Source organism: Bradyrhizobium sp. 159, from assembly GCF_023073795.1.
Classification (GTDB): Bacteria; Pseudomonadota; Alphaproteobacteria; order Rhizobiales; family Xanthobacteraceae; genus Bradyrhizobium.
Genome location: NZ_JADPKE010000075.1, coordinates 27,697 through 50,496 on the forward strand (window position 1 = coordinate 27,697; position 22,800 = coordinate 50,496).

Genomic DNA, 22,800 nt, shown 5'->3' on the forward strand with positions numbered 1-22,800 from the left:
GCCTCATGTTGCAGACGTTTTCGTTGAGGTGAGATCGGCGATCAATCTATTCAAATTCTCGTCTGCGCGTTTTTGCCCGCCAGGGGTCGGCATCTCGAACGTAAACGCAGAAAGATCGATTCCCTCATGTCCCCGCGGCAGCAAGGAAAGCAGATCTTCAAAGGGCAAATACGTAATGGTAGCAGCGTTGATCGATAGAGCAATTTTGCGTTCGATCACCCGAAGCGTTTGCGGCGCGACCCTATGAAAGCGCAGGCTATCCTGCCGCGTTTCGGGTGCCAGGCTTTTCCATATTTTCCAAAACGCTAGCTCATCTATGGTCTCGATACCCATGCCGTAGTAATTTGGTGCAACGATAGGCGGCGAACCGATTGCCCAATGCACAGCCTTTGCCCCAGCGGCAAGGAGCATCTCCGTCACTGCGCGGCTTGTATCGCCACGAATAAGAGCTTCATCGGCTACGACGATGATTCTATCCGTGACGTCGTTCGTTGCGACGCGGTACTTTTGCCAGATGAGCGAGTTGCGCTCGCCAAGAGACCCGATAAGTGTGCGCTGAGAGCGGTTTACTGCGATCACCTCGTGCCGTTGGACGAGTGCACTTTGCTGCTTGGCCAGCGATGCAAATAGACCGTCGGCATACGGTGTCCCGGTGCGCGGCATGGAAGAAACGATTATGGGAGCGGAGCTTGCTTCGACCGCTAATCGCGGCCAGACAATTCGGCCCAAGGTCATGCCTATATCATGACGAGTTGATAGATGAGATTGCCCTTGCACCAACGTTCTTGCATTTCCCAGATAAAGCGTTTCGTAGGCGCAAAGCTTGGGACTGTGCCGAGCCTGGCCCACAAAGTGATCAAGGCAGTCTCCCGTTCTGCCGTTCACATGCTTGATGTGACTTGGCCGAATTTCGTCGACTCGGCCTTGTAGACCAGAGAAAGCACTGTTTTCTGAGGCAAAAAGTAGAAAACCATCTTCGGTTTGCATGAATTCCAAAGGCCGCAAACCCGTGCGATTGCGGAAGGCGGTCAGATTTCCTAGGCCATCCAACAAGAGTGCACTGACGGCTCCGTCAACACCCTTGTCAATGTCTTGGAAGACCTTCTCGTAGTTGACCGGCAGACCGTGCTGCCAATAATCTCTTTGACAAATGCTCTCGATAAGCTTGAGCAAGAGCTCCGCATCGGTGTTGCCGCTGATGGAATGACCTTCGGCGTGCAGTTCTTTCCTAAGTTCATCAGCGTTGACCAGAGCCCCGTTCAAACAAACCGTCAAACGGCGGCAGGAGGTTTTATGATTGTCAAAGGGCTGGAAGTCGGCGTCACTCTTCTCTCTGTGAGAGGGAGTGCGAACGTGTGCTATAGCTACATGCGGTCTGAAATGCGCGTCCTGCTCAGTGAAATCAACACCTGCTAGTTTGCCTGCTGGCCGGCATGACTTTGTATGTTGAAACCGTTCTTCATGCATAAACGCGGCAACGCCGAACCCCTCCTGTCCACGGTTCTCAAGCTTCGGCACCATGTGCTTGAGCTGATCGTAAACCGTCCTTTGTGAGCGGCTTGAAGGCAGCAGAAATGCGCCTGCAACACCGGACATGCTATGTCTCCTTGATCGACGATTATGGATATCGCCCGTTGCGCGTTGTTGTTTTCCACCCTGTTCGGTTGCAGACATCCAATGTCTGAAACCGACACCGAGCGGAGGTAATCCGTCGGCTCGCGAAGCACATGGTTTCGCGCCTCAGCAAGCAAGGCTCGTACCAAGCCCTCTTTCGCGCGCATGAGGCTTCGCCGAGATTGGCAAACGAAGTGTGTGATTCGAAAAAGGCGCCCTGATCCGGCTGCCGGACTTCCGAGATGGCGGCCACCAAAAGTCAGCTTTGGTGGGCACGGTGCCTGATGGGGGCTATCCCGCGATGCTCCGCCTAGAAGCCGCAGCAAAGAGGGTTACGCGACTGTTGCCGCGGCGGGAATGTCTTTGTCCAATCCTCAAGCGGCCAGTCCCAACCGTACGCTGAAGAACGAAGACGTTCAGTGAACTGGACGCCCCACCGAGGGACCATCGGGCCCTGTTTGCTGTTTGAATTAGTGCGCGCTGCGATCTCCTTGATGTCACGGAGCGAACAGCGCTGTCCGCCGTTGTTGCCGCTTTGAAGGGGTAGACGCTCCGTGACGGCATCGATGCGCAAAGTGAAGGCTATTGAAGCGTCACATAAATGAGGAGGCGTTTATGAACGAAGCTCGCACGATTGGGCTAGACTTCACAGAATGTAGTTTCAGGCACATGGCGCAGACGCGAGCGAGGTCGGCAAGGGGACCGTATCATGTTTTGACTCCCCTATGTTTGTTTTCAGCCGTGTCGTCTTGAAGACGTTCATGTCCGGCCCCTGACATCAGGGCGTAAAATGTTTCCGCGCGCGCTCGCAACGCACATGGTGTTGTTGTCTTGCAGCAAGACTAGCATAACGGTTTTCGGCATGTTGATTGCAGCGACGGTGAAGGACGCATTTCAAGAACAGCGGTCTCTCGCCGTCACGACCCAAGAGTTCAGATGAAAGCTATCTATTCTATCGAGCAACTCCGTCATTCTTCGAACGTTGGCGGCGCTACGCAGCACAATGGATGGCATCGCGCGACCGGCCATATTGCCGACACGGTGGAAATCTCGAAATCATCCAGGATCTCAAGGCCAGCGCGGCAGGTAATCGCAGATCAGGTGGCGACAAGCGGCCGTTCCGACGGCCAGGGGCATCATGTGGATTGCCGAAATGCAGAAGCGCCCGCAGATCAACTTGTTCGCGCAAGAGCCAAGCAAAGCGCCCGGCTAGGATATTTGATGAGCTCAACGCAAGCAATTCGTAAACGCCACGCCTGTATCGGGCAACCAGGCGCGCTGTGGATCTGGAAACGCGGAGCGTTCGCGGCGAGGCGAGACGACATGATTCGCAAGGCTGGAAGATCGCCGTTGCAAACCGCCGCGGATCGGAAGTCCTACGGGCTGTTCCGGCCGTGCACAAATGGCCCGTTGGCTCGATACCGGCACTGAGGCTGTCGTCGGAGTGCTCAGGCTGTTTCATTTCTATAGGAGAGATGGCCACCTTCTACACGTTGCCCTGCGAAGTCATCGCGCGTCCGGGCCCTTCATCAAACGAATCCAGATATCAAGGACGTGCCATGGCATTTAAAATTGCGTCCTATCTCGATCGGATCGGCCTTGCTCAAGTCCCGACAACGCTTGGTGACCTTCTTGCGCTACAGCAGCCTCAAATGCGTGCGATCCCCTATGAGAACTTTGATGTTTTGCTAGGCGATAACCCGATCTGACTGAAAAGTCGATCTGGGCCAAACTGATCGATGCCCGGCGAGGCGGCTATTTTGAACAAGTTGTTTGGCTTGGCGCTCGAAGCACTCGATTTCACGGTCCGGCCCTTCTTTGCAGGGTGCGCATTGGGGGCTCCGTCGGCCTGCGCGATCTGCGCCCATCGCGCGATGAGCTCCGCCGCTCGATCCCCGCGATGTTGCGCGGCACCATCATCGGGAGCCTTTGCTCGCTCATTCCCGGAACGGGACCAACGATCGCGTCCTTTATCTCCTACACGGCTGAGAAAAAGGTTTCGAAAACGCCAGAAAAGTTCGGCACCGGCATGATTGAAGGCGTCGCCTGCCCGGAGGCATCAAACGCATTCGTCCGTGCAGGGTGACTTCATCCCGACTATGAGCCTTGGCATTCCCGGGGACGCAGTCATGGCTCTGATTCTGGGTGCGCTGATGATCCAGGGCATCGTGCCCGGTCCCCAACTGATCAAAGAGCACCCCACATCTTCTGGGGCCTGATCGCGAGCTTCTGGATCGGCAACACCATGCTGGTCCTGCTCAATGTCCCGCTGATCGGGCTCTGGGTGAAGCTCCTGATGATTCCCTACAAATATCTCTATCGAAGTGCGGTGTTCTTCGTCGCGATCGGCGTTTACTCGACCGACAAAGACATGTTCCAGTCGGCAAGACCGTCGTCGTCGGGTTGACCGGCTATCTGCTGCTGTTGCTCGATTTCCACCCGGCCTCCATCCTGCTCGGCTTCGTCCTGGGGCCACGCCTCGAAGAGAACTTCCGCCGTTCGCTGCTGGTCTCGCGCGGTGACGCCATGATTTTCGTCGAGCGGCCGATCAGCGCATTCTTTCTGTTCCTTTGCTTGACGCTTTTGGCGGCACAGGTCTACGTGCGCTTGCGCAAGCCGAAGGCCAGTTGCGGCGCTCGACGTCGCGGAGGAACGGCGTCGCGACCGCGCGATCCGCGGAGTGAGCTTTTAGTCGTTCAAGGGCCGGTCGCTTCGCGGCCCAGTAAAGACGAGAGACGGTCCAGGCAACAAGAGCTCCAAGCCAAGAAGTATTTCGACGAACGCGCTACCCGCGAGATGGCGCAGAATCGGCACGCCAGCAAACGCACGGTGCAGGGTAGCCTCGCCCACCCTGGGCGGATACTGGCCATGCGTGCGCGTTCGGCTGGCTTTCTGGCGGAGCGACGATCTGCGGGCTTGTCGGTGACGCCGCCGTACGATCTAGTCGGGTGTCACGCCATGGGGCTCGCTGGGATCGAATTGTCGGATTGCCCCGTAGACGAGGCCAGTGCTCTTTCCTCCGGGCGACGGCTTCAAACGTGCCATGGCCGGTGTCGACGTCGCCCGAACGCTCGTCGCAGCCCTGTGCTGTGGAATGATGGAGGCCTTGCTCGATCGCGCGCTGGCGGCCACGAACGACCGACGACATGGGTCACCGCCTTTGGTTCGAAAACCATCGATTTTCAGGGCTGCAATGGCTGCTGGCGGACGTCGCGACGGATCTTCACGCCGCGCGGCTGTTGTTCTCTGCTGTGGCATCCAAGCTCGATCGCGGTGAACGCTCTAGCGTTCACGCCGCCCACGCAAAAAGTTCGCCACGAGAGCCGCAATGAACGGCATCATACAGTGTATGCAATCGATTGGTGTGTTTCGGCATGGAATAAGGGCTCTGACTCACTTTTGATGCAGTTTTGGGAACGTCTGGCGCTTTGATTGCGAGGAGAATCAGCGCCATGCAGCAGGCACTCCAGCGCTCCAGTCTGGTGCCGAGTGGGTTTGTTGTAGAGAGTGCGTACTTTGAAGGTGATAAGGCCGTTATTGCGGTTCGGGCGTCGGGAAGCGTTGGTCTGTGCCCATCTTGCGGAACGGTTTCCCGGCGCGTCCACAGCCGGTACCGGCGCCGTGTAACCGATCTTCCCCTTTCGGGACGGATCGTACAGCTTCTGGTCATTGCTCGTCGCTTCCGTTGCGACGCCGTCCTATGCGGGCGCCAAATCTTCACCGAGCGCTTCGCCGAAGGGGTACTGGCACCATCGGCGCGACGCACAGCAAGGCTGGATTCTATCGTCCATCACCTCGGCCTGGCGCTCGGCGGTCGACCGGCAGCAGGCTTCGCAAAACGGCTGATGCTGCCGGTGAGCAAGGACACGCTCCTTCGCGTAGTTCGGCGCCGTAGCCGTCCGCCGGCTGATCGGCTCAGGATTATCGGCATTGATGATTGGGCCTGGCGGCGCAATCATCGATACGCCAGCATCGTCTGCAACTTAGAGCGGCGCCGGGTAGTCACCCTGCTCCCGGATCGGGAGCCGGCAACTGCCCAAGCCTGGCTCGCTGCTCATCCCACGATCGCGATCGTTGCCCGTGACCGCGGCGGAGGATATGGCGAAGCGACAGCAAAAGCCTTGCCGCACGCGGTACAGGTCGCAGATCGCTGGCATCTGATGGAGAACGCCAGTCGCGCCTTCCTCGATGCCGTTCGCAAATCGATGCGCCAGATACGCACAGTGATCGGTGCGACGACGATTGATCCCAAGCTGCTAACAGCCGCAGAGCGGATCCAGTATGAGGGTTATCTGCACCGCGAGGAGACCAATGCGGCTATCCTGGCTCTGTCGAAGAACGGCATACCCATCAAGCAGATCGTGCGCCAGACTGGTCACAGCAGGAAGCTGGTACGACAGGTGATCCGGGGCGAAAGAAACGATGTCTTCCGGACCCGGCAAAGTTCGTTGGACTTGCATTTGCCATGGCTCGACGATCAGTGGGCATCCGGCTGCCGCAACGGAGCTGAACTTTGGCGCCGGTTAACGGGGCGCGGCTTCCGAGGCTCGCTCCGCGTCATCAGCGAGTGGGCGACCCGCAGGCGACGGGCCGAAAAAGCCGACGCACAAAATCTTGCGCGGATCCCGTCAGCCAGAACAATTGCGCGCCTCATGACAATCGGGCGGGATTTGCTTACGAAAGCGGAGTCCGTCACGGTCGCGGCAATCGAAGCTGGCGTACCAACGCTGGTCGAGGCACGCGAGATCATCGCGGAGTTCCACAGGATGATCCGGCGCAAGGCCGAAGCAGGGCTCACGCTGTGGATCGAACGCGCCCGTGCCAGTCTTGTTGCCTCGTTCGCCAGCGGCGTCGCAAAGGATGAAGCGGCGGTTCGGGCGGCAATCACTTCGCCTTGGTCCAACGGGCAGACTGAAGGTCAGATCACCCGCCTCAAGCTCGTGAGACGACAGATGTACGGTCGCGGAAAAATCGATCTGCTTCAGGCCAGATTAATCGGGGCAGAATAATCGGAGCTGCACCAAAATTGCGTCAGAGCCCCTTTTGGATGCCGATAGGGGGTCCCAGTCGAACGCCGATTGACAGATTGGCGCGAGAGCACTTTTGACCCAGATGCCGATAGCGGGTCATATATGACCGCGGCAAAGACGGCCCAATATCTGGACGGAACGATCGAAATTCAGTATGTCGTGATCTCTCGCTCACTGAAGAGTCGAGTGAGGGACCAGGGGCGGACGATGTCAGAAATAGAGAACGAGAGGTTGAGGAATGATCCGCGCTCGCTTTTTCGCTCCAATCTCGATGAACTTGAACAACGGATAAAGACGGCTTGCGTGCGGGCGGGCCGTCGCCGCTCGGAAGTTCGTCTGTTGCCCGTTAGCAAGACGGTGCCAACCGCCGTCATCCGTATCGCGTCCGAACTCGGCCTCTCTAACTTCGGGGAAAACAAGGTTCAGGAAGCCGAGGGCAAGGCTCGAGATCTCGCCGATCTGTCGCTGAACTGGAGTATCATCGGCCACCTCCAGACAAACAAAGTGAATTCGATGATCAAATTCGCGAGCGAGTTTCACGCGCTGGACAGCATACGATTGGCCGATGCGCTCCAGGCCCGGCTCGGCGCCGAAGGTAGACGTCTCGACGTATTCGTCCAGGTCAACACCTCTGGTGAGGTGAGCAAATACGGTCTCTCGCCAAACGAAGTGGGCGACTTTGTGCGTCGGCTTCCCGACTATCCGGCCCTGATTCCTCGCGGCTTTATGACTCTCGCAATCTTCAGTCGCGACGCCGACAAGGTTCGCGGGTGTTTCAAGTTGCTGCGGCAGTTGCGAGACGCGCTACGCGACAGGATATCGCCGCGACTTGACCTGCTCTCTATGGGTATGACAAGCGACTTCGAGATGGCAATCGAAGAGGGGGCTGACGTCATTAGAGTTGGCCAGGCCATTTTTGGGCCGCGACCGACGAAGGACGGACACTACTGGCCCGGGCTCCTTAGAGGGAACGAAGGATCGTCTTAATGCATAGTGCTTTGCGCGGCGCTAAAACGCGAGCGCGACCTCCCTTGAAGCGGTCCGCCGCTCCATGAGCAGAATCCGAGCCACAATGGGTGCGACGACTATCAATCCGGAGATGGCAGCCCGGTAAGGGGAAGCCCGCTTGCGGGGCTTCAGCGCAGCCGCAAGCTGAGTCCCACAGGGGCGACGCCAATTCTCGCTCTTTGAGCGGCTGGAAAATAGCTCAGAAATGTCCTGAAATTCGGTGAACGCGCCGCATTCGTTTGCTCGCTGGCATGAAATTTTTGAATCGTTCGTCCTGATCGATTCAGTAGTTTATTTGGACGGCCGTTTCGGTAGCATGCGATTCTGGCACATGTCCGAACTCACGGTGCAATACCTCGTGCTTGAACCTTGCGATCCGGCCCGGAACATGGCCCGTTTCTATGTGCTCCCGATCGAGCCACCCCTGTTTGGCGACACTGCATTGTTGCGGGAATGGGGTCGTCTCGGCCAGCGGCCGCCGGCGCCTCGATGTGTTCGTTGGGCCCGGGTGCAGGGCCGCCGAGGCGCTCGAGGCTTGGCTCGTGCGTAAAGCCCGTCGTGGCGACTTCCGGCGAAGCCCCACAGCTGCAGTGAGCGGTTCCGTCCACCGCAACACCAAAGTCGCCAGCAAAGCTGCAGCTTATGCGAATCAAGTCATACGCGGACGCTCGAGCCTGCGTTTCAAGCTACCGATAGACAATTTGCTTCTCAGAGGATTTTGAGCGGTAACACCGTCGTTTGCGTGCAGTACAGCCACGGACATTTCCGCCGACCTTCACGTCGATGCCGGCGTCCTTGGCGGTCTTCTCGACCGGTGCGGTGCCGCCGGGCGAGACCTTCTTCACGCCGGACGAGGCATTGAACTCGTTCTGGCCACTCCCATATCTGGGAGGTGTGGCGTCTCCAATCGTTGTTCATTCCCGAATAACACATGGTGATCCCAGGCGGCGCTCTTCAAAGGCAGACGCGTCCGCGGATCACGCGGGTGAACTCGCTCCAGCACTTGAGCATGTTGTCCATCGCCTTAGCCTCCATCACCTTCGCCGCTGGCGCCAACGTCTTCTCGATGATCCGCGCCTTATCATCTTGCCACCAGCGCCGCCGCCACTCCAACCCTTCCAACAGCTCGACCCGGCCGCCTGACGAGCTCAATGCGAGACCTAAGGTCAGCAGCTTCACGGTATAGGTTGCAAACAGGCTTGCCTTCTTCGGCCGCTATTGATCAACGCTCTGCCCTCTTGCCTAACCACCCGAATGCTTCCTCATTGAGAAATGGCAAGGCTTTCTCATCAGAGTAGGTAGGTGCTCGCTTCAGGTTGTTGCCGCATGCTTTCACCATCTCGCCAGACACCATTCATAACGATAGGACGCGTGCAGCAATGAAAGACTTTGCTCAATTCCTCGCACGTCTCGCGCTGCCGTCAAGTGTATGAGGACGCTGCCGCCCAAACGGTATTAATGTTTCGATCGGATGATACGACTTCAACGAGTACGTCTCGATTCTGTCAGCATCTTCACCAATCAGGGCTTCATCATTCGCCTAGTCGGTGTGCTCATGCTGAGCGATGGATGGGCCGTCCAGCGGGCACGCAACATACCTGGAAACCGTCGCCCCGTTCAGCGAGGATCCGACGATCAGCCTCCCTGCTATCGCCAGGCAACCGGCCGGCTCTTTCCGATGAATCGCGGTCCGCCAGTTACATTACGGGGTGCGATACCAATTTGCAGTCAATCAGCTGTGCTACCCTCCACTCCTTGGCGGCAGTGGCAATCATCTTCCGCGAGATCACGCTCATCTCGATTTCTTCAATTCGGCAACGCGTCCTGATGCATGAAGATCAGGCGCGCCGGATGCTGCTTTGCCGCGAACAGCTGATCATTAGTGATGAGCCCGGTCTCGACGAGGGTGTCCAGAACCAGGTTTGCACGCGCACGCGCAATTCGGAAGAGCAACATGCGAAGGTAGATCTAGTGGCGCATTTATCAGGCCGGCAAGCAGGGCTGATCCGCCAAGTTCGATATCCTGAACCTGCTTGTGGAAATAACTCTGCGCAGCTTCATTGACGCCGAAGATGCCGCGTCCGATCTGCACAGGGTTTAGGTAGACCTTCAGGATTTCATCCCTTGCTGAGCCGCCATTCGAGCCAAATTGCGACAAGCGCCTCCTGAATCCTGACCTCCAAATTGCGTTCATCTGAGGGGAATAGAATCTTCAACCTGCTGGGTAATGGACGAGCGCACCGCCTTCGTGCCCGGGCCGGCATGCAATGAGAGCGCGATCGCGGTAAGGTCAATGCCGAAATGGCTATAGAAGCGGCGATCCCCCAGTTGCCAGCGTCGCCTTGACTAGGACGTCCGGGCTCCTTCACTGAAATCCTGTACGTCGCGCAAGCGCTGGTCAGACCCGTGCGGCATTCCGGCAGGCAGAGTGTGGGATCGGCGCACTCGCTGCATTCCTGATCACCTGCTTTTCTGAAAAAGCGGGGTTTGCCACGATCATTGATAGTATGAGGCTGATGAGCCCGAATGTTAAGGCCTCCGAGAGCGGATCGACGATCGTACAGCGCAAAGATCGGCGAACAAGCCTCGCACCGCGCATAAGCTTCGTTAGCATGCAGGCAATCGAATAGACACGCCTGGGTACAGCCATCATACGATCTTGGATTGGGGTTCTTCTTCGCGGTATAGTCTGACTCGCTTGCGTTCAAATCATTTGAACTTAGCGCGTCGAAACGCGTGCCGCTTACGGACGTCGCTCCGTTCGGACGTCCCCGCCGAAGAAACGCATCTGTCGTAGTTCTGGAGCCGCGACACGCCGCAGCACAACGTAAGAACTCGCGCATCAGCGCACCTTGCCGAGGGGGCCGGCAGCGAATTCTGCAGATGAGAAGAGATCCCAGGCGCGTGAATTGTTTAGCCCTCGCGGGCTATTGTCGAGCGCTTCTGCTCCGCAAGATGTGGTTCTGGTTGCCAGCAGGCGGGTTGCTCGAGCGAGTTGCGCGACGGCGCGTGACTGCTGCAGCTCTCTGCGGAGCGGGCCGTAGCCATATGCAGCCGCGCGCGCTCTCGTCGGCTGCGAAAACGCCGAGTGCGGACGCCGTAGCTGGCCCCACCGGCGGCGACAATCGAAAGGACAATAAGAGCTGCCACCATCATCTCAAGCGCGCCTCGCAGATCCTCAATGTGCCGCGCCGGCACCTTGAGCCCGGAATGTGTCTCGGTTCGAAGAATCGAACCGCTAGTTGGTACAACTTGACGCTAGGTACGAGTCAAGTCTGCTAAGGGCCAGCTCTCGATTCAGTCAGGTGTCGGTTCTTGTTAGTTGTGATCATTCAGCGTAGTGGCGCTGCGAAATTCTCTTGCACCACGAACTTGCATGACGGCGGCGTAACGATCGCAACCGTGACTTAAATGGCGCAAATCATGCTGCGCGCTTCGCTATAAGCAGTGCAGCAACTAGGCCTTCATTGGGAAGCTGCAAAAACAAACGCCAACGCGCGAGTTCATAGAAGTGCAATTGTCAACCCACATCAAGATCGTCCCGATTTAGCCGATTTGGCGAGGAGCCCACATGCAGCGTCTTTTGTCCGACAAGAAATCCGCCTGGTGGCCGAGGCATCCGACCAGTCCGGCTTAATCCGCCTGCAGCGCGCAGCCGGCGCGTCTGGCCCGCCCTTTGCTGTAGTGATGGACCCACTGTAGAGCTGAATGAAGCTGACCACCGATTTTCGGGGAGCTCGGTCCGGCGCGGTCTCACTGTGCGGTCGACAGCGCTTTCGATCTGGGAAGAGAGCTGCTCCAAGGTTGGGATACGATACAGAGTTCTCGAGTTGTCGCGCCTGAGACGAGTTGCAGATTATAGTAGTGGGCATTCGCCGCGCATTTAAGCGCCGCGATCCCAGATAGGAGAGGTATGGATCGCATCGCTTGGGATAAACTCTTGCCAGAGCCCAACACGCAATTGTCTCATCTCGGTCGCGCGCCCGCTAAACACGCCGGGATGGTCAATGTTCCTGTCTATCGAGGTTCCACGATCGTTTCGGAAACCCTCGAAGAGTGGGATAGGCGCAAGCAGAATCCAGTGACGAACTACGGACGATTCGGCTCACCGTTGTCTCGTGCTCTCGAGGCTGCCATTTGTGAACTGGAGGGCGGGTATCGTTCGATCTTGTTCCCTTCGGGGCTCTCTGCGTGCTCCCACGCACTTCTCGGGATCCTGAAGGTCGGGGATCATGTTTTGATCTGCGATAACGTCTATGAACCGGTGAGGATGTTCGCGAACCAGGTTCTAACTCGATTTGAGGTCAAGGTGGAGTACTTCCATCCCACTCAGCCTTCGGATCTACTCGCGAAGATTGGGAGAAAAACGCGAGCTGTGTACCTGGAATCCCCGGGGTCCATGACGTTTGAGGTACAGGATCTGCCCGCGCTGTGCGCGATCGCACATCAATCGGGTGCGCTCGTGCTCATGGACAATACTTGGGCGACGCCGCTCTATTTCAAACCCTTTCTCCATGGCGTCGACATCTCGATCCATGCCGCGACCAAGTATATCGTTGGTCATTCCGACGCCCTTCTGGGCATTGCTACCGCTAACAGGGAAGCGTGGCCGCTCCTGCAGCAAAGCGCTCATCATTTCGGGGAGATTGCTGGGCCAGATGACATCTATTTAGCTCTTCGTGGACTACGCACACTAGCCGTTCGCATGAGGCAGCATTACGAAAATGGCCTCAAGCTGGCTCAAAGCCTGGAAGACCACCCGGCAGTGGGGCGGGTTCTACACCCTGCGCTCCAAAACCATCCTGGCTACAATATTTGGAAGCGGGATTTCTTGGGTGCAAGTGGCCTATTCGGCGTCGTTCTGAAGCCTATCTCCAAGGCCCAGCTTTCGGTCTTCTTCCAGAAACTGCGCCTTTTTGGAATCGGATTGTCGTGGGGTGGGTACGAAAGCCTTGTGCTGCCTGTCGATGGTCCCCAACGAACGGAAGCAACGGTTTCATTTGATGGACCATTGATTCGTATTCACGCCGGCCTCGAGGGGCCGAGTGATCTCATTGCGGACATGCATCAGGCGCTGCAAGCCGCCTGCGAACACTGCGTGAGCGACGCTGCTTACCAGGATGAGAGCAGAGACGGGTGATTTCAAGGGCAGTATTGATGGTGCGGAGGAGACCGATAAAAGCGACGCTTGGGGGCGCTATGCTTACCGCATAACGTGCCACTATCGTCGCGAGATCACGCCCGAACTCGTCTCCGCCCGAAACGCGGCAACTGGAATCCGAGCAGAGGTCAGTAGTGCAGCGAGTTCTTGGGCAATGTCGGCCGAGCGGACCGATGATCTACCATTCGTAAAGCGGATTTATGGCCGTGCATCTCCGAGATGGAGCACCAGACCCGTGCAGGAAGACCATGCGCACGGCTTCTGTCTGTCAATCTGCGTGAGCAGAACGCCCATGATGTGCTGTCAGTTGAATGTCATTTAAGCCGCAGGTGCCATTGCCGTATTCGGATGATTCGCTCGCCCAAACATGTCCGGGTGCTTTTGAACACGAGCGCTTGGCAATACGCGATCGCGCAACCGGGGATCTCCAGGGTTGCGTTCGGTACGGCGCGACCGCCATGGCAGACCGGTATCGCAGGGGATGCATGCCATTTCTGCGTCTAATTGCCTCTGCGCCCTATGACGCGGGCGCTCGGCCTAGCTAGCTCGGCTGGCCCCCGGGGCAGAGGCGGGAGGCTGACCAACGCGTAAACGATGGTTCGCGTACTTGCCGATGCAACATATATTCTTCAGCTAGCGCGAACAAGGTTGTCTCTCTTACGACGAATGTCCGAATTCTAACAGTGAACGTCGCGTCCCCAGTTCTCCAGCACTCGTGCTTTTGCGGCACTGCTCCTGGCGCCTCAGCTGGTACGACATTTGCTGGACGCTTCAGGTCCGCCTCCTCCCGAAGAAGCGCATGCACAATGTTCTTTATCGAGCAACTATCCGATCTCAGCCAAGTCGATTGCAGCTCATGACGAGAAGTATGATTGTCGCGTTCGGTCGAGCACTTCGCAGAGAGGAGGCTGAAGTGGCGCAGGGCCCCTGCCCAAATCGATCCACTCAAAAGACGCAGCACCGGTTGCCTAAGTCGGTGGCGGAGGCACCAAATGGACCTATTTTGCTTCATCGAATGCGCAAAACAGAGTCGATCTCCCGAGGTGTTGTTCAATCTGCTTGTGAGCTGTTCGAGCGAACAGAGCTTCAGTCAAGTCGCTTACGGGGCGCTGACGGACGCGGAGCCGACCCGCCGGCCAGAGTATCTGCCAGCCGCCGTAACAGTGAACTTTCCTTCCGCGTGGTGCGAGCGCTATGCTGAACGCCGATACAATGCCATCGATCCCGTGGTTCGGCGTACGACGATGCAGTCGGCTCCGTTTCTATGGGATCAACTCGCTCACAAATATCAATTGCAACCGGCGAAATGCGTGTGTTGAACGAGGCCAAAGAGGCCGGTCTGAAGCACGGCGTAACCGTACCACTGTTCGGACCATTTGGACAACTATCTGTCGCATCCTTTGCATCCAGGTTCGACGATGTCGACCCTGAGTATCGCCTCAGTCGTCTCAACGCATTGGCTTGGCAGTTTCATCATGCATTTGCAGAAATTCGCGCCGTCATCGGAGGGTAGATGCCATATGCAAGTGGCCCTATCCGAACGAGAAAAGGATTGCCTCCGCTGGGTGGAAGAGGGGAAATCATCCTGGGAAATCGGAGTCATCCTGAGAGTCAGCGAGAATACCGTGAACTTTCACCTGAAGAACGCGATGCGAAAGCTAGAGACGAACAGCCGTACCCATTGCGTTGCCAAGGCGATTCGCCTCGGTCTTATCTGACGTTTCGGCGCCGCTGCCCCGTATCGACCTATGCCGGAGTCACGAGCGAGCGATCTGACCAGCGTGACAATATGACAATAGCAGCGAGGACGTTCAGCCCAAGGTGCAGAAGATGCTGTTGCCGCGAATAGCTGACAAGCCTGTCATCTCGATCGTCTTCGGGAGCCTCGATGCGCATCCCGCCGAGGGTTGGTCGTGTCTTCGATGCGTGAGAGGTTCGCACGATTGGCTAAATCCGACGTGGACTGGCCATGACGGGAGACCATTCGCCGCATCGATGACGCGCGTGCGACAGTGATCTTCGCAAGCTGGTTGGTTGTGGATGCCGCCACTCGTCCAATATGGGAGCAGTTTTTGGGCTTGAATTGCGACAACCTAGTCGCCTGGGACCTGCCCTCGCAAAAAACAAGCCCCGGCCATGGGCCGGGGCTTTCGATCCGCCGTTCGTACTGCGGATCAATATTTCAGAAGAAACGGGCCGCCGAACTTATAGTTGAGCCGTGCAGTCAGAAGATCGAAATCCTGGCGGATGCGATCGGTTCCGCCTGCGGGCGCGGGGAAGTGCACCGCTCCGGGCTGCATGAATAGGTGGTCGTACTCGAGGCTGACCGACCAGTTCGGCGCGAAACCGTACTCAATCCCAGCTCCCAATGCACCACCCCAAAAAATGTGGTCGCTCTTCCCAAGCTGCGCGCCCGTGAGGGTCGGGCTAATCTGATAGGTATTGCTCGTCACTGCGGCACCAGCTTTGGCGTAAAATAATACGTTGTCCACGGCATAACCGATCTGCCCCGTTAGCACGCCAAACGCATCAATCTTGGTCTTGTTGATATCCGCAAACGCGACGCTGTCATTCGAGCCAGTCAAATCAGCCCAGTTCCCCTGGCCTTCAACACCAAGCACGATCTGGCCCATCTGCCTTCGATAGCCGATCTGGCCACCCACAGTAGCGCCGGTCGCATCATGGCAGCCCTCAGGCGTGCCGCCATTGAAGTCCCAGCAATTCGAGCTTGAGCCCAAGCCGCCGTTCATACCGACGTAGTAGCCGCTCCAGTCGTAGATCGTAGCCGCAACAGGCTGCGGAGCTTTGCTATAGAGAGGCTGGACGGGCTGCGCAGCCAGATCCGCGCCGAATGCGGGCGCCACCGCGCCAAGCGCCACAATGCTTACAGTCGCAAGCAACAAGTTCTTCATTTCTACTCTCATGTCTTGAGTGCCCCGAGCCTCGCGCGTCTTAACAACATCCGCGCGAATAGCTGTAGCTGCATCGCAACATTTGGGCCGAAAGGAATGCTTGAACCGAACCCTGCGTCAGGTTGCGGCGTTGCGGATCATCTTCAACTGCCTCGCTATGCTCCTTCGCGTGCGAACGTAGATTGCGTAGGCGTGGGCGAAAAGCGGGTTTCTGATCTCAGCGGATGAAGCGCACCGCAAGCCACATGACGCCCAGCCACACCGCAACCGAAAAGAGCAAAGCGCTTTGCAACGCCCTTGCTCTGATCCTGTGACGCCATCGAAGGAGCTGCGATGAGCAACCGGTGAAGCGCCGACCCCGTACAACAGCTGTCACTTCATCGTAATCTGCGAACCGGAAGTGAGAGCGATGCTTGCGAATATACGCCAGCCGCTCAGTGGGTGAGAGGCACTGTGCCCACACCTCCCCTGCCTCATCATCAAAACACGCGCTATTCTCAAGGACCTCGGCTAGGCGCTCGTCAGGTTTCATGATGCATCCGCTGTACTGACTATCGCGGATCGAGTTCTAGGAGGGAAGCCTCACCTTCGAAACCTCTCAGTTTAGGTAGGCGAGTTCAGGGGAATCGAACTCGGCCAGGAAGCATTTGTCACGGTCAATGCGGTGCTGATCCTACGCGAGATGAAAGTCGAAGTCGTTCGATAACTCTGGATCTCTCTTCTCGCCCAGTGCAGATAGCCACGGGCATCGAAGCGGCGTAGATGCCGCGGGAGAGTGAAAGGTGCTCCTTGTCGATGCTGTCGCAATCGTGCTCGCCGTCGCATTCAGTTCAAGCGCTAACTCGCGTGCCAGACATGTCTTCTCCGCGGTGTGCACCAGCGCTGATTGGAATTCGTTCCGGCAATGGCTTCCGCGCATGCTCAGATCACACAAATGTACCTTGCAAGGTCCAGGGCCGGTTGCGAATGCACCGCCGCCGACCCGATCATCCGTGAACGGCCGACCCGCAGTCTTCACCGTCAATGTCTCGGGTCACATCGGCCATCAGTCACACGCTACACCGCGCTCTTGGGAGTACGTCATGCCAAGCTGATGATTGCTTGTGGGTGCAAGTCCCATCCGGCCAAAGCCGCAGCAGGCAAGCCGGGACCGAGTCTTGCGGGCGTCGCGGCAACGCGGGGTTCGAAGTGTAGACAGGAGCCATGCGGGGTGCGGGAATGAGCCTCGAAAGGTGGATGTTCGCGGAGGCCGAGTGTGTTCCCTAGACACGAAGGCAGCATGAGCATTGTCGTTATGCAAGACGATGCCGCTCCGACGGGGTCGATGGCCGCATCACGCATGGAAGGCAATCATCGGAACATGAGAGGCCCGACCGGGTCCATTGGATTGGTCTCCAGTGGGGGACAGCGGCAAGGCACTGCCAGAGCCACGGTCCGAGCTGAGGTCGGGAGTCGGACTGGTCCATAGTGTGCGCTGGGCAGCGCATGAGTCAGGAGGGTTCAAGTCCCTCCGGCGCTCGAATGAGGAGCGCCGTATCCAAAGGCGGGGGTAATGCCTCGTCGGCCAGCGGGTTTACTCGCTGGAGGACAGGGTGTCCGGAGCGATCCGGAATCCGAAGGGTTTGAGGAGAAGTATCGGGCTGCAATCAATGGGGGCTACCCCGACGATGAACAGGTCGGCCAAAGATGGGGCAAGGTCGAGCCCGCACTATGGGGGCGAAGGCGTTACTCATTCACCCATCGAACCAAGGTGTTTGCTGACGGCACGATACGGAAGACTGATGCGTGACCCCAGGAGACCTGTCGGTGTCCAAGGTTTTAAACCAGGTAAGCGACCCTATAAGCGAACGCGAAATGGGAAGCGATGCACCGCCAGGAGTCGGAGAACGTAATAGTACCTGAAGCGCGAGACGAATAACTCGCGTGACCGGAAACGGCGGATCGAGAGTGGTCCGGGGAAGGACGTTCGTGAACGGATCGAGCCAGGATACGTCGAGATGGATGAGAAAGGAGCGTGAAGATGGAAAGTTCCCTTTGTGAAAAACCCGAACGTCACGCTTCCAGGAGACTGTCCGATCATCTGGTGCTCGAAGGTCAGAAGCAGAAGGTCCACTCTCTGGTGGACAAAGTCTACTCACGCAAGAACTTGAAGCTTGCGTGGGAGCGCGTTCGCGCCAATCAGGGTGCAGGCGGCACAGATGGGGTGACGATCGGAGAATTTGAGGCCGACCTGGATGCGAATCTGGAGCGGCTCCATCGCGAGCTCCGAGAGAAGACCTATCGGCCGCAAGCCGTGCGACGATTGGAGATCCCGAAAAGAGGGGCTCCGGGCAAGACACGACCTCTCGGCATACCTTCGGTCTACGACCGGGTCTGCCAGCAGGCGCTGGTCAATCGCCTGGAGCCGATCTTTGAGAAGGTCTTTGATCCGAGCAGCTTTGGGTATCGCAAGGGTCGCAAGACCGCCGATGCCCTGGCCAAAATCTGGCGCGAAGTGGAGGCTGGAAACGAGTGGATCGTGGATGCGGACCTGAAAGACTACTTTGGGTCCGTGGATCACGAGAAACTCATGGCTCTCCTCGGAAAGCAAATCGCCGACAGCGGCGTGTTGACGCTCATTCAACAGATGCTGAAGGCGGGCTACGAGGCAAAGGGTCAGCGGTTCGAGACTCCACGGGGGACCCCGCAAGGGGGAGTCATCTCACCTTTGTTGAGCAATATCCTGCTGACTCCCTTTGACAAGGAGATGAGGCAGAAAGGGTACCGGCTCACACGCTGGGCGGATGACTGGGTTGTGACCTGTCGGACTCGAGCGGAGGCGGAACACGCCTTGGCGCGAGCAGGAAGGATTCTCGAAACGCTTGGTGTGACGCTCAACCGGGAGAAAACCCGGATCGTTCACATCGCGCATGGCTTCGAGTTCCTAGGATTTAAAATCCAGCGTGGGAAAGCTCGATATAAGCTGACCCGCGACCGGATCAAATCCAAACTGAACCGGCAGAACCTCTATGCCATTCCCACACAGAAGTCGGTGGACCGATTCAAGGATCAGATCAGGGCCTTGACCAGGAGGCGTATACCTCTGCGTCTGGGCGAATTGATCAAGACGATCAACCCGATCATCCGAGGATGGGGAAACTACTACTGTCGCTCCCATGTCAGAAAGCGCTTCCATCAGCTGGATGGGTGGATCATCCGAAGGCTCTGGTCGCACCGCGCCAAGCGGTGGCGAAACGCAGCCTGGAAGGAATATCCGACCAGACGGCTGCGCACAGAGTTCAAGCTGGTAGGGCTGGTCTCACTGATACCTTCGCTTCAGGCCGCGAGAGCCCGTTCATGAAAGCTGGATGCGGGAAAACTGCACGTCCAATTTGTGCGGCGGACGGAGGCCAGCGCAAGAGCAATCGAGCGCGCCTCCTCCGACCCGACACCTGTGAAGTCGTCGAAGGAAACGAGACGTATGGAGGGAAGGGGTCAGCCCGAGGGGAGCCCGCGCGAGAAGGCCAGGGTCCGGACACAGAGCCGGGTTGCCTTGCCGCCGAACCTCGAGCGGGTGAACGCGGCGGCCAAGCAGGCTGCCCAAACCCGGTTCACGGCCTTGCTGCACCACATCGACGAGGACGCTCTGCTTCGGGCGTTTCGACGACAAAAGCGGCAGGCCAGCGCGGGGGTCGACGGGGCAACGGTGACGAAGTACGAAGAGGGGCTCACGGATAACATCCGCGACCTCTGCGGACGGGTCCACACTGGTCGCTACCGGCCACAGCCGGTGCGGCGAGTCTACATCCCCAAAGCCGATGGCGGTAAGCGACCTCTCGGTGTGCCGGCGCTAGAGGACAAGATCGTCCAAAGCGCGGTGGCCGAGGTGTTGAGCGCCGTCTACGAGGCCGACTTCCTCGGATTCTCCTACGGCTTCCGGCCGGGGCGGAATCCTCATATGGCGCTTGATGCCCTGCATACGGCGATCATGAGCCAGCGTGTCAACTGGGTGCTCGATGCCGACATACGCAGCTTCTTCGACTCGGTCGACCACGAGTGGTTGTTGCGGATGGTGGCGCACAGGATCGCCGATCCTCGTATCTTGCGGCTCATAGAGCTGTGGCTGCGGGCCGGCGTTCTTGAGAGCGGCGAGAAGCAAGAAACGGACAGGGGTACCCCGCAAGGGGCGGGCATCAGCCCGCTTCTCGCCAACGTCTTCCTGCACTACGTCCTCGATCTCTGGGCCCACCAATGGCGCCGTCGCCATGCACGCGGTCGCGTTGTGACCGTGCGCTATGCCGACGACTTCGTCATGGGCTTCGAGAGCAAGGCGGATGCGCAGGAGATGCTCTTGGCCCTCAAGGTGCGGCTGGCCAGCTTTGGCCTGATGCTTCATGAGGGTAAGACGCGGCTCATCGAGTTCGGCCGGTTCGCGGCCCTCTCGCGTCAGCGGCGCGGCGAGCGGCGACCCGAGACCTTCGCCTTCCTCGGCTTCACCCACTACTGCGGGCGGACCCGGGACGGCCGGTTTATCGTGAAGCACAAGACGGAAGGGAAACGCCTGACGCGCAAGCTGACGGCGTTGCGCCAGGACGCCTGGCGGCTCATGCACGAGTCACTGGCCACGCAGCACGAGTGGTTCGCCGCTGTTCTGCGTGGACACTACGGCTACTACGGCAGGCCGCACAATTATCCAGCGCTCAACGGCTTCTACCGCGAAGTGCGTCGGACGTGGATGCGCTGTCTGAGACGGCGCAGCCAGAAAAGTCGGCGCATGGGCTGGTCGGAGTTCGAGACCCTGACGGCACGCTTCCGTCTGCCCGTTCCACGCATCACTCGCACATGGGCGCAGGCGCGGATATGACGCGGGTTACCCTCGGGAAGAGCCGGGTGCGGGAAATCCGCCTGCCCGGATCTGTGAGGGCGAAAGCCAAATGGCTGAGCTACTCGACCTGACTCCACGCGAGCACGCGCGTGCCCTCCACGCCGCCTTGCGGTTCTGTGCTCGACGAACTGACGGCGGTCGGCGTTCGCCCTCCTGTGGCAGATCGGCCATTTCCTTGCTTGAGCAAGGCCGAATGCAGCATTAGGAACCACGGCGTGCGGGAACTCGGTGCCGCGGCGGAGCAGAACTGCCGGAATGAAAGTAAGCGCCATAGAGCCGGGCGTGCTCACGTCGCTTGCGGGAACGCCAGCTGCGCATAGCGTATCCTAATCCAAAGCCGCGAAAAAAGTTCATAGTGAGAAAAAGAAGAAGTGTCGTCATCTCGATGTCTAATCCGGAGGATTGCTTTGATGTGTTACGTCACACTCCCGCCATGGGTGGTTGACTAGTTGGTCGGCGCGAGGCGGCGGATGCCTGGTTCCTACGACGTGACGCTACGTACGATTCAAATCCCTTCGGGTACTGTCGCGCGACAATCTAGATGGGACGCACTTCCTTCCTGATTGCCGCGCCGCAAGCTACTCCCTGCCACTTGAGGTGGCCTGCAGCAGCAGTGTGCGTGGAGCCAGACATAGTATGCAGATCCGCGGAGTGGCCCACGCCGTGATTGTTTCAGGAAAACGACATTCGTGATGGCTGGGTGGTTTGGTCAGAGTGCTGCGCTTCTCTGGGCGGCATTGCCCCTGACCTTGCCCCACAGGCTTGATCCAGTTTGAAGTTTGCTCTGGCCCAAGACGAGGACCAGAGCATGAAGCGCAATCGTTTTACGGAAGAGCAGATCATCGGGATCTTGAAGGAGCACGAGGCCGGCGTTTCGGTGGCCGATCTGTGCCGCAAGCACGGTGTCAGCGACGCCAGCATCTACAAATGGAAGGCCAAGTTCGGCGGGATGGACGTCTCCGAGGCCAAGCGGCTGAGAATGCTGGAGGACGAGAACACGAAGCTGAAGCGGCTCCTGGCCGACGCCATGCTGGACAATGCGGCGCTAAAGGACCTCTTGGGAAAGAAGTGGTGACGCCCGCTGGGAAACGGAAAGCTGTCGCTCATCTGGTGGATGCCCACGGAATGAGCGAACGGCGGGCGTGTAAAGCCATCGGCTGCTGCCGCATGACCATGACCGGGGGCAACGGAGAAGACTTTCGGTCGCAGCTGAAACGTGGACGAGACTAGCCGTCTCGCGGCGCACTCGAAGTGCCGTTAGGACCTGGACCATTTGCGCGCCGCGGCGGCCGGCAGGCGGTCGCATTGCAGTGCAAGGGTACCGTACTCATCCTCTGAGACCGAGGTCTTGAATACACGGTTCTTGCCTTGACGATGCCTGAGAGTGGTCCTGCCACCTGTCCCGCGGCCTGCCTGCTGACGAGACGAAACTGTTAGCAAGAGCAGGCTGCCTGTATACCAATCGCTGGGCGATCTCGAAAGGACCGCCGGTTTTCAAAACCAGGACGATGTCTTCTTATTACCCGATCGAGTGATCTAACCTACGCCTTATGCAGAATTCCGCCAGGTGTAGGCGGAACCTCGATTTGATTAGAGGAGTAAGAGTTGAACGTCCGATCGAGCAAATCGCCAAGAACGCAGGCGCCATGAGTCGGGTCGGACTTGGCTTCACGTGTCGTTCCCTGAGCTAGAACAAGTTTGGTGATTTGCGTACGATTGGCGATAGTACGGCGAGCTGGCGGTAAAGCTGCGACTGCCTGGTCGAAAATGTTAGCTAAGATGCGGAGGTCTTCTGGATAGAAGAGGTCACCGTATTGTTTCGCCGGCACTGTTCGCCTGCTGGGTCTGCTGGCGCTCGCCTCGCCTATTGCGCCGAGTTCCAGCTTGGCCGCGACTAGTGCGCTTGTGAGTTCGTCGAGCAGCTTGACTGCTCGGAGCGCGAATTTGTCTTGGCAGATCAGTTGAGCAACGGCCTCCAATGTAGAGCAATGCGGTGCTCAAGGTGCTCAATGCGCGACGTGCAAACAATCTCCTTCGGCTTCTCGGTTGTCGGGCTCGGGCACAAAAGCTTGCCATGCGTTCCATTTCCGTCCGGCAAATCGGCTGGACTGTGCGAGAGCCAGTCGCTGTTGCTCAAGGTACAGAGCGCATAGGCTTTCATCGGGAGCAGGAGGAAGATGTTGATCGGGGTGTGGAGCGAGAAGCCGATAA

The 22,800-nt window shown here is 58.2% G+C and carries 16 protein-coding genes and 3 pseudogenes; 15 read left to right on the plus strand and 4 right to left on the minus strand.

Annotated features, from left to right (window positions below; translation table 11 throughout):
* Positions 1-3: 3 nt before the first annotated feature.
* Positions 4-1,596 (minus strand): class II glutamine amidotransferase, encoded by a 1,593-nt coding sequence (locus IVA96_RS20965; protein WP_247418987.1) that lies wholly within the window; start codon positions 1,594-1,596, stop codon positions 4-6.
* Between the two features lie 1,493 nt (positions 1,597-3,089).
* Between IVA96_RS20965 and IVA96_RS20970 the strand changes: the two genes are divergently transcribed.
* The 7 genes and pseudogenes from IVA96_RS20970 (at position 3,090) to IVA96_RS20995 (ending at position 8,202) form a co-directional block, all read left to right on the plus strand.
* A complete protein-coding gene (locus IVA96_RS20970; protein ID WP_247418989.1) occupies positions 3,090-3,323 on the plus strand; it encodes a hypothetical protein in 234 nt (77 codons plus the stop codon).
* Between the two features lie 191 nt (positions 3,324-3,514).
* Positions 3,515-3,700 (plus strand): tripartite tricarboxylate transporter permease, encoded by a 186-nt coding sequence (locus IVA96_RS35480; protein WP_253075134.1) that lies wholly within the window; start codon positions 3,515-3,517, stop codon positions 3,698-3,700.
* Positions 3,701-3,713: 13 nt separating this feature from the next.
* Positions 3,714-4,021, plus strand: a pseudogene (locus tag IVA96_RS35485) (tripartite tricarboxylate transporter permease).
* Positions 4,018-5,046 (plus strand): hypothetical protein, encoded by a 1,029-nt coding sequence (locus IVA96_RS20980; RefSeq protein WP_247418991.1) that lies wholly within the window; start codon positions 4,018-4,020, stop codon positions 5,044-5,046. The pseudogene IVA96_RS35485 and the gene IVA96_RS20980 overlap by 4 nt, the downstream one beginning before the upstream one ends.
* A gap of 20 nt (positions 5,047-5,066) precedes the next feature.
* Positions 5,067-6,623 (plus strand): ISL3 family transposase, encoded by a 1,557-nt coding sequence (locus IVA96_RS20985; protein WP_247418993.1) that lies wholly within the window; start codon positions 5,067-5,069, stop codon positions 6,621-6,623.
* Between the two features lie 228 nt (positions 6,624-6,851).
* Entirely contained in the window at positions 6,852-7,631 is a 780-nt protein-coding gene (locus IVA96_RS20990; RefSeq protein ID WP_247419005.1) for a YggS family pyridoxal phosphate-dependent enzyme, read from the plus strand.
* 409 nt (positions 7,632-8,040) lie between these two features.
* Entirely contained in the window at positions 8,041-8,202 is a 162-nt protein-coding gene (locus IVA96_RS20995) for a WGR domain-containing protein (RefSeq protein ID WP_247419007.1), read from the plus strand.
* 404 nt (positions 8,203-8,606) lie between these two features.
* Here the strand turns inward: IVA96_RS20995 and IVA96_RS21000 are convergent, their stop codons facing one another.
* The gene (locus IVA96_RS21000; protein WP_247418995.1) at positions 8,607-8,831 is read right to left on the minus strand and encodes a hypothetical protein; all 225 of its coding nucleotides are present in this window, start codon (positions 8,829-8,831) and stop codon (positions 8,607-8,609) included.
* A 585-nt stretch (positions 8,832-9,416) separates the two neighbouring features.
* Here IVA96_RS21000 and IVA96_RS21005 point away from each other — a divergent pair.
* The 5 genes from IVA96_RS21005 (at position 9,417) to IVA96_RS21020 (ending at position 14,531) form a co-directional block, all read left to right on the plus strand.
* On the plus strand, positions 9,417-9,716 hold the full coding sequence (locus IVA96_RS21005) for a hypothetical protein (RefSeq protein WP_247418997.1): 300 nt from the start codon (positions 9,417-9,419) through the stop codon (positions 9,714-9,716).
* A gap of 1,849 nt (positions 9,717-11,565) precedes the next feature.
* The gene (gene metC / locus IVA96_RS21010) at positions 11,566-12,792 is read left to right on the plus strand and encodes a cystathionine beta-lyase (protein ID WP_247418998.1); all 1,227 of its coding nucleotides are present in this window, start codon (positions 11,566-11,568) and stop codon (positions 12,790-12,792) included.
* A gap of 1,013 nt (positions 12,793-13,805) precedes the next feature.
* Positions 13,806-14,132 carry an autoinducer binding domain-containing protein gene (locus IVA96_RS35490; protein WP_253075135.1) on the plus strand — a complete coding sequence of 109 codons (327 nt, stop codon included), beginning with the start codon at positions 13,806-13,808 and terminating at the stop codon, positions 14,130-14,132.
* Complete coding sequence (locus tag IVA96_RS35495) at positions 14,129-14,326, plus strand: autoinducer binding domain-containing protein (RefSeq protein ID WP_253075136.1); 198 nt, start codon at positions 14,129-14,131, stop codon at positions 14,324-14,326. Before IVA96_RS35490 ends, IVA96_RS35495 begins: the two co-directional genes overlap by 4 nt.
* A gap of 7 nt (positions 14,327-14,333) precedes the next feature.
* Positions 14,334-14,531 carry a helix-turn-helix domain-containing protein gene (locus IVA96_RS21020; protein WP_247419000.1) on the plus strand — a complete coding sequence of 66 codons (198 nt, stop codon included), beginning with the start codon at positions 14,334-14,336 and terminating at the stop codon, positions 14,529-14,531.
* Between the two features lie 456 nt (positions 14,532-14,987).
* On the opposite strand, the gene IVA96_RS21025 is transcribed toward IVA96_RS21020, so the two are convergent.
* Positions 14,988-15,725 carry an outer membrane beta-barrel protein gene (locus IVA96_RS21025; RefSeq protein WP_247419001.1) on the minus strand — a complete coding sequence of 246 codons (738 nt, stop codon included), beginning with the start codon at positions 15,723-15,725 and terminating at the stop codon, positions 14,988-14,990.
* Positions 15,726-17,745: 2,020 nt separating this feature from the next.
* Here IVA96_RS21025 and ltrA (IVA96_RS21030) point away from each other — a divergent pair.
* From ltrA (IVA96_RS21030) to IVA96_RS21040, 3 genes and pseudogenes are all read left to right on the plus strand, one after another.
* Positions 17,746-19,065: a group II intron reverse transcriptase/maturase gene (ltrA, locus tag IVA96_RS21030; RefSeq protein WP_247387733.1), complete on the plus strand. Its 1,320-nt coding sequence runs from the start codon at positions 17,746-17,748 to the stop codon at positions 19,063-19,065.
* Between the two features lie 93 nt (positions 19,066-19,158).
* Entirely contained in the window at positions 19,159-20,568 is a 1,410-nt protein-coding gene (gene ltrA / locus IVA96_RS21035; protein ID WP_346347905.1) for a group II intron reverse transcriptase/maturase, read from the plus strand.
* A gap of 829 nt (positions 20,569-21,397) precedes the next feature.
* Positions 21,398-21,765 (plus strand): annotated as a pseudogene (locus IVA96_RS21040) (transposase); the annotation flags it as partial.
* A gap of 781 nt (positions 21,766-22,546) precedes the next feature.
* Here the strand turns inward: IVA96_RS21040 and IVA96_RS21045 are convergent.
* Positions 22,547-22,800, minus strand: a pseudogene (locus tag IVA96_RS21045) (hypothetical protein); the annotation flags it as partial.

Coding starts and splice junctions, on each gene's coding strand:
- IVA96_RS21025 (WP_247419001.1), bottom strand. CDS start 15,725: ATGAAGAACTTGTTGCTTGCGACTGTAAGCATTGTGGCGCTTGGCGCG.
- IVA96_RS20995 (WP_247419007.1), top strand. CDS start 8,041: ATGGCCCGTTTCTATGTGCTCCCGATCGAGCCACCCCTGTTTGGCGAC.
- IVA96_RS20985 (WP_247418993.1), top strand. CDS start 5,067: ATGCAGCAGGCACTCCAGCGCTCCAGTCTGGTGCCGAGTGGGTTTGTT.
- IVA96_RS20965 (WP_247418987.1), bottom strand. CDS start 1,596: ATGTCCGGTGTTGCAGGCGCATTTCTGCTGCCTTCAAGCCGCTCACAA.
- IVA96_RS20970 (WP_247418989.1), top strand. CDS start 3,090: ATGGCCACCTTCTACACGTTGCCCTGCGAAGTCATCGCGCGTCCGGGC.
- IVA96_RS21020 (WP_247419000.1), top strand. CDS start 14,334: ATGCAAGTGGCCCTATCCGAACGAGAAAAGGATTGCCTCCGCTGGGTG.
- IVA96_RS35480 (WP_253075134.1), top strand. CDS start 3,515: ATGTTGCGCGGCACCATCATCGGGAGCCTTTGCTCGCTCATTCCCGGA.
- IVA96_RS20990 (WP_247419005.1), top strand. CDS start 6,852: ATGTCAGAAATAGAGAACGAGAGGTTGAGGAATGATCCGCGCTCGCTT.
- ltrA (WP_247387733.1), top strand. CDS start 17,746: ATGGAAAGTTCCCTTTGTGAAAAACCCGAACGTCACGCTTCCAGGAGA.
- metC (WP_247418998.1), top strand. CDS start 11,566: ATGGATCGCATCGCTTGGGATAAACTCTTGCCAGAGCCCAACACGCAA.
- IVA96_RS35490 (WP_253075135.1), top strand. CDS start 13,806: ATGGACCTATTTTGCTTCATCGAATGCGCAAAACAGAGTCGATCTCCC.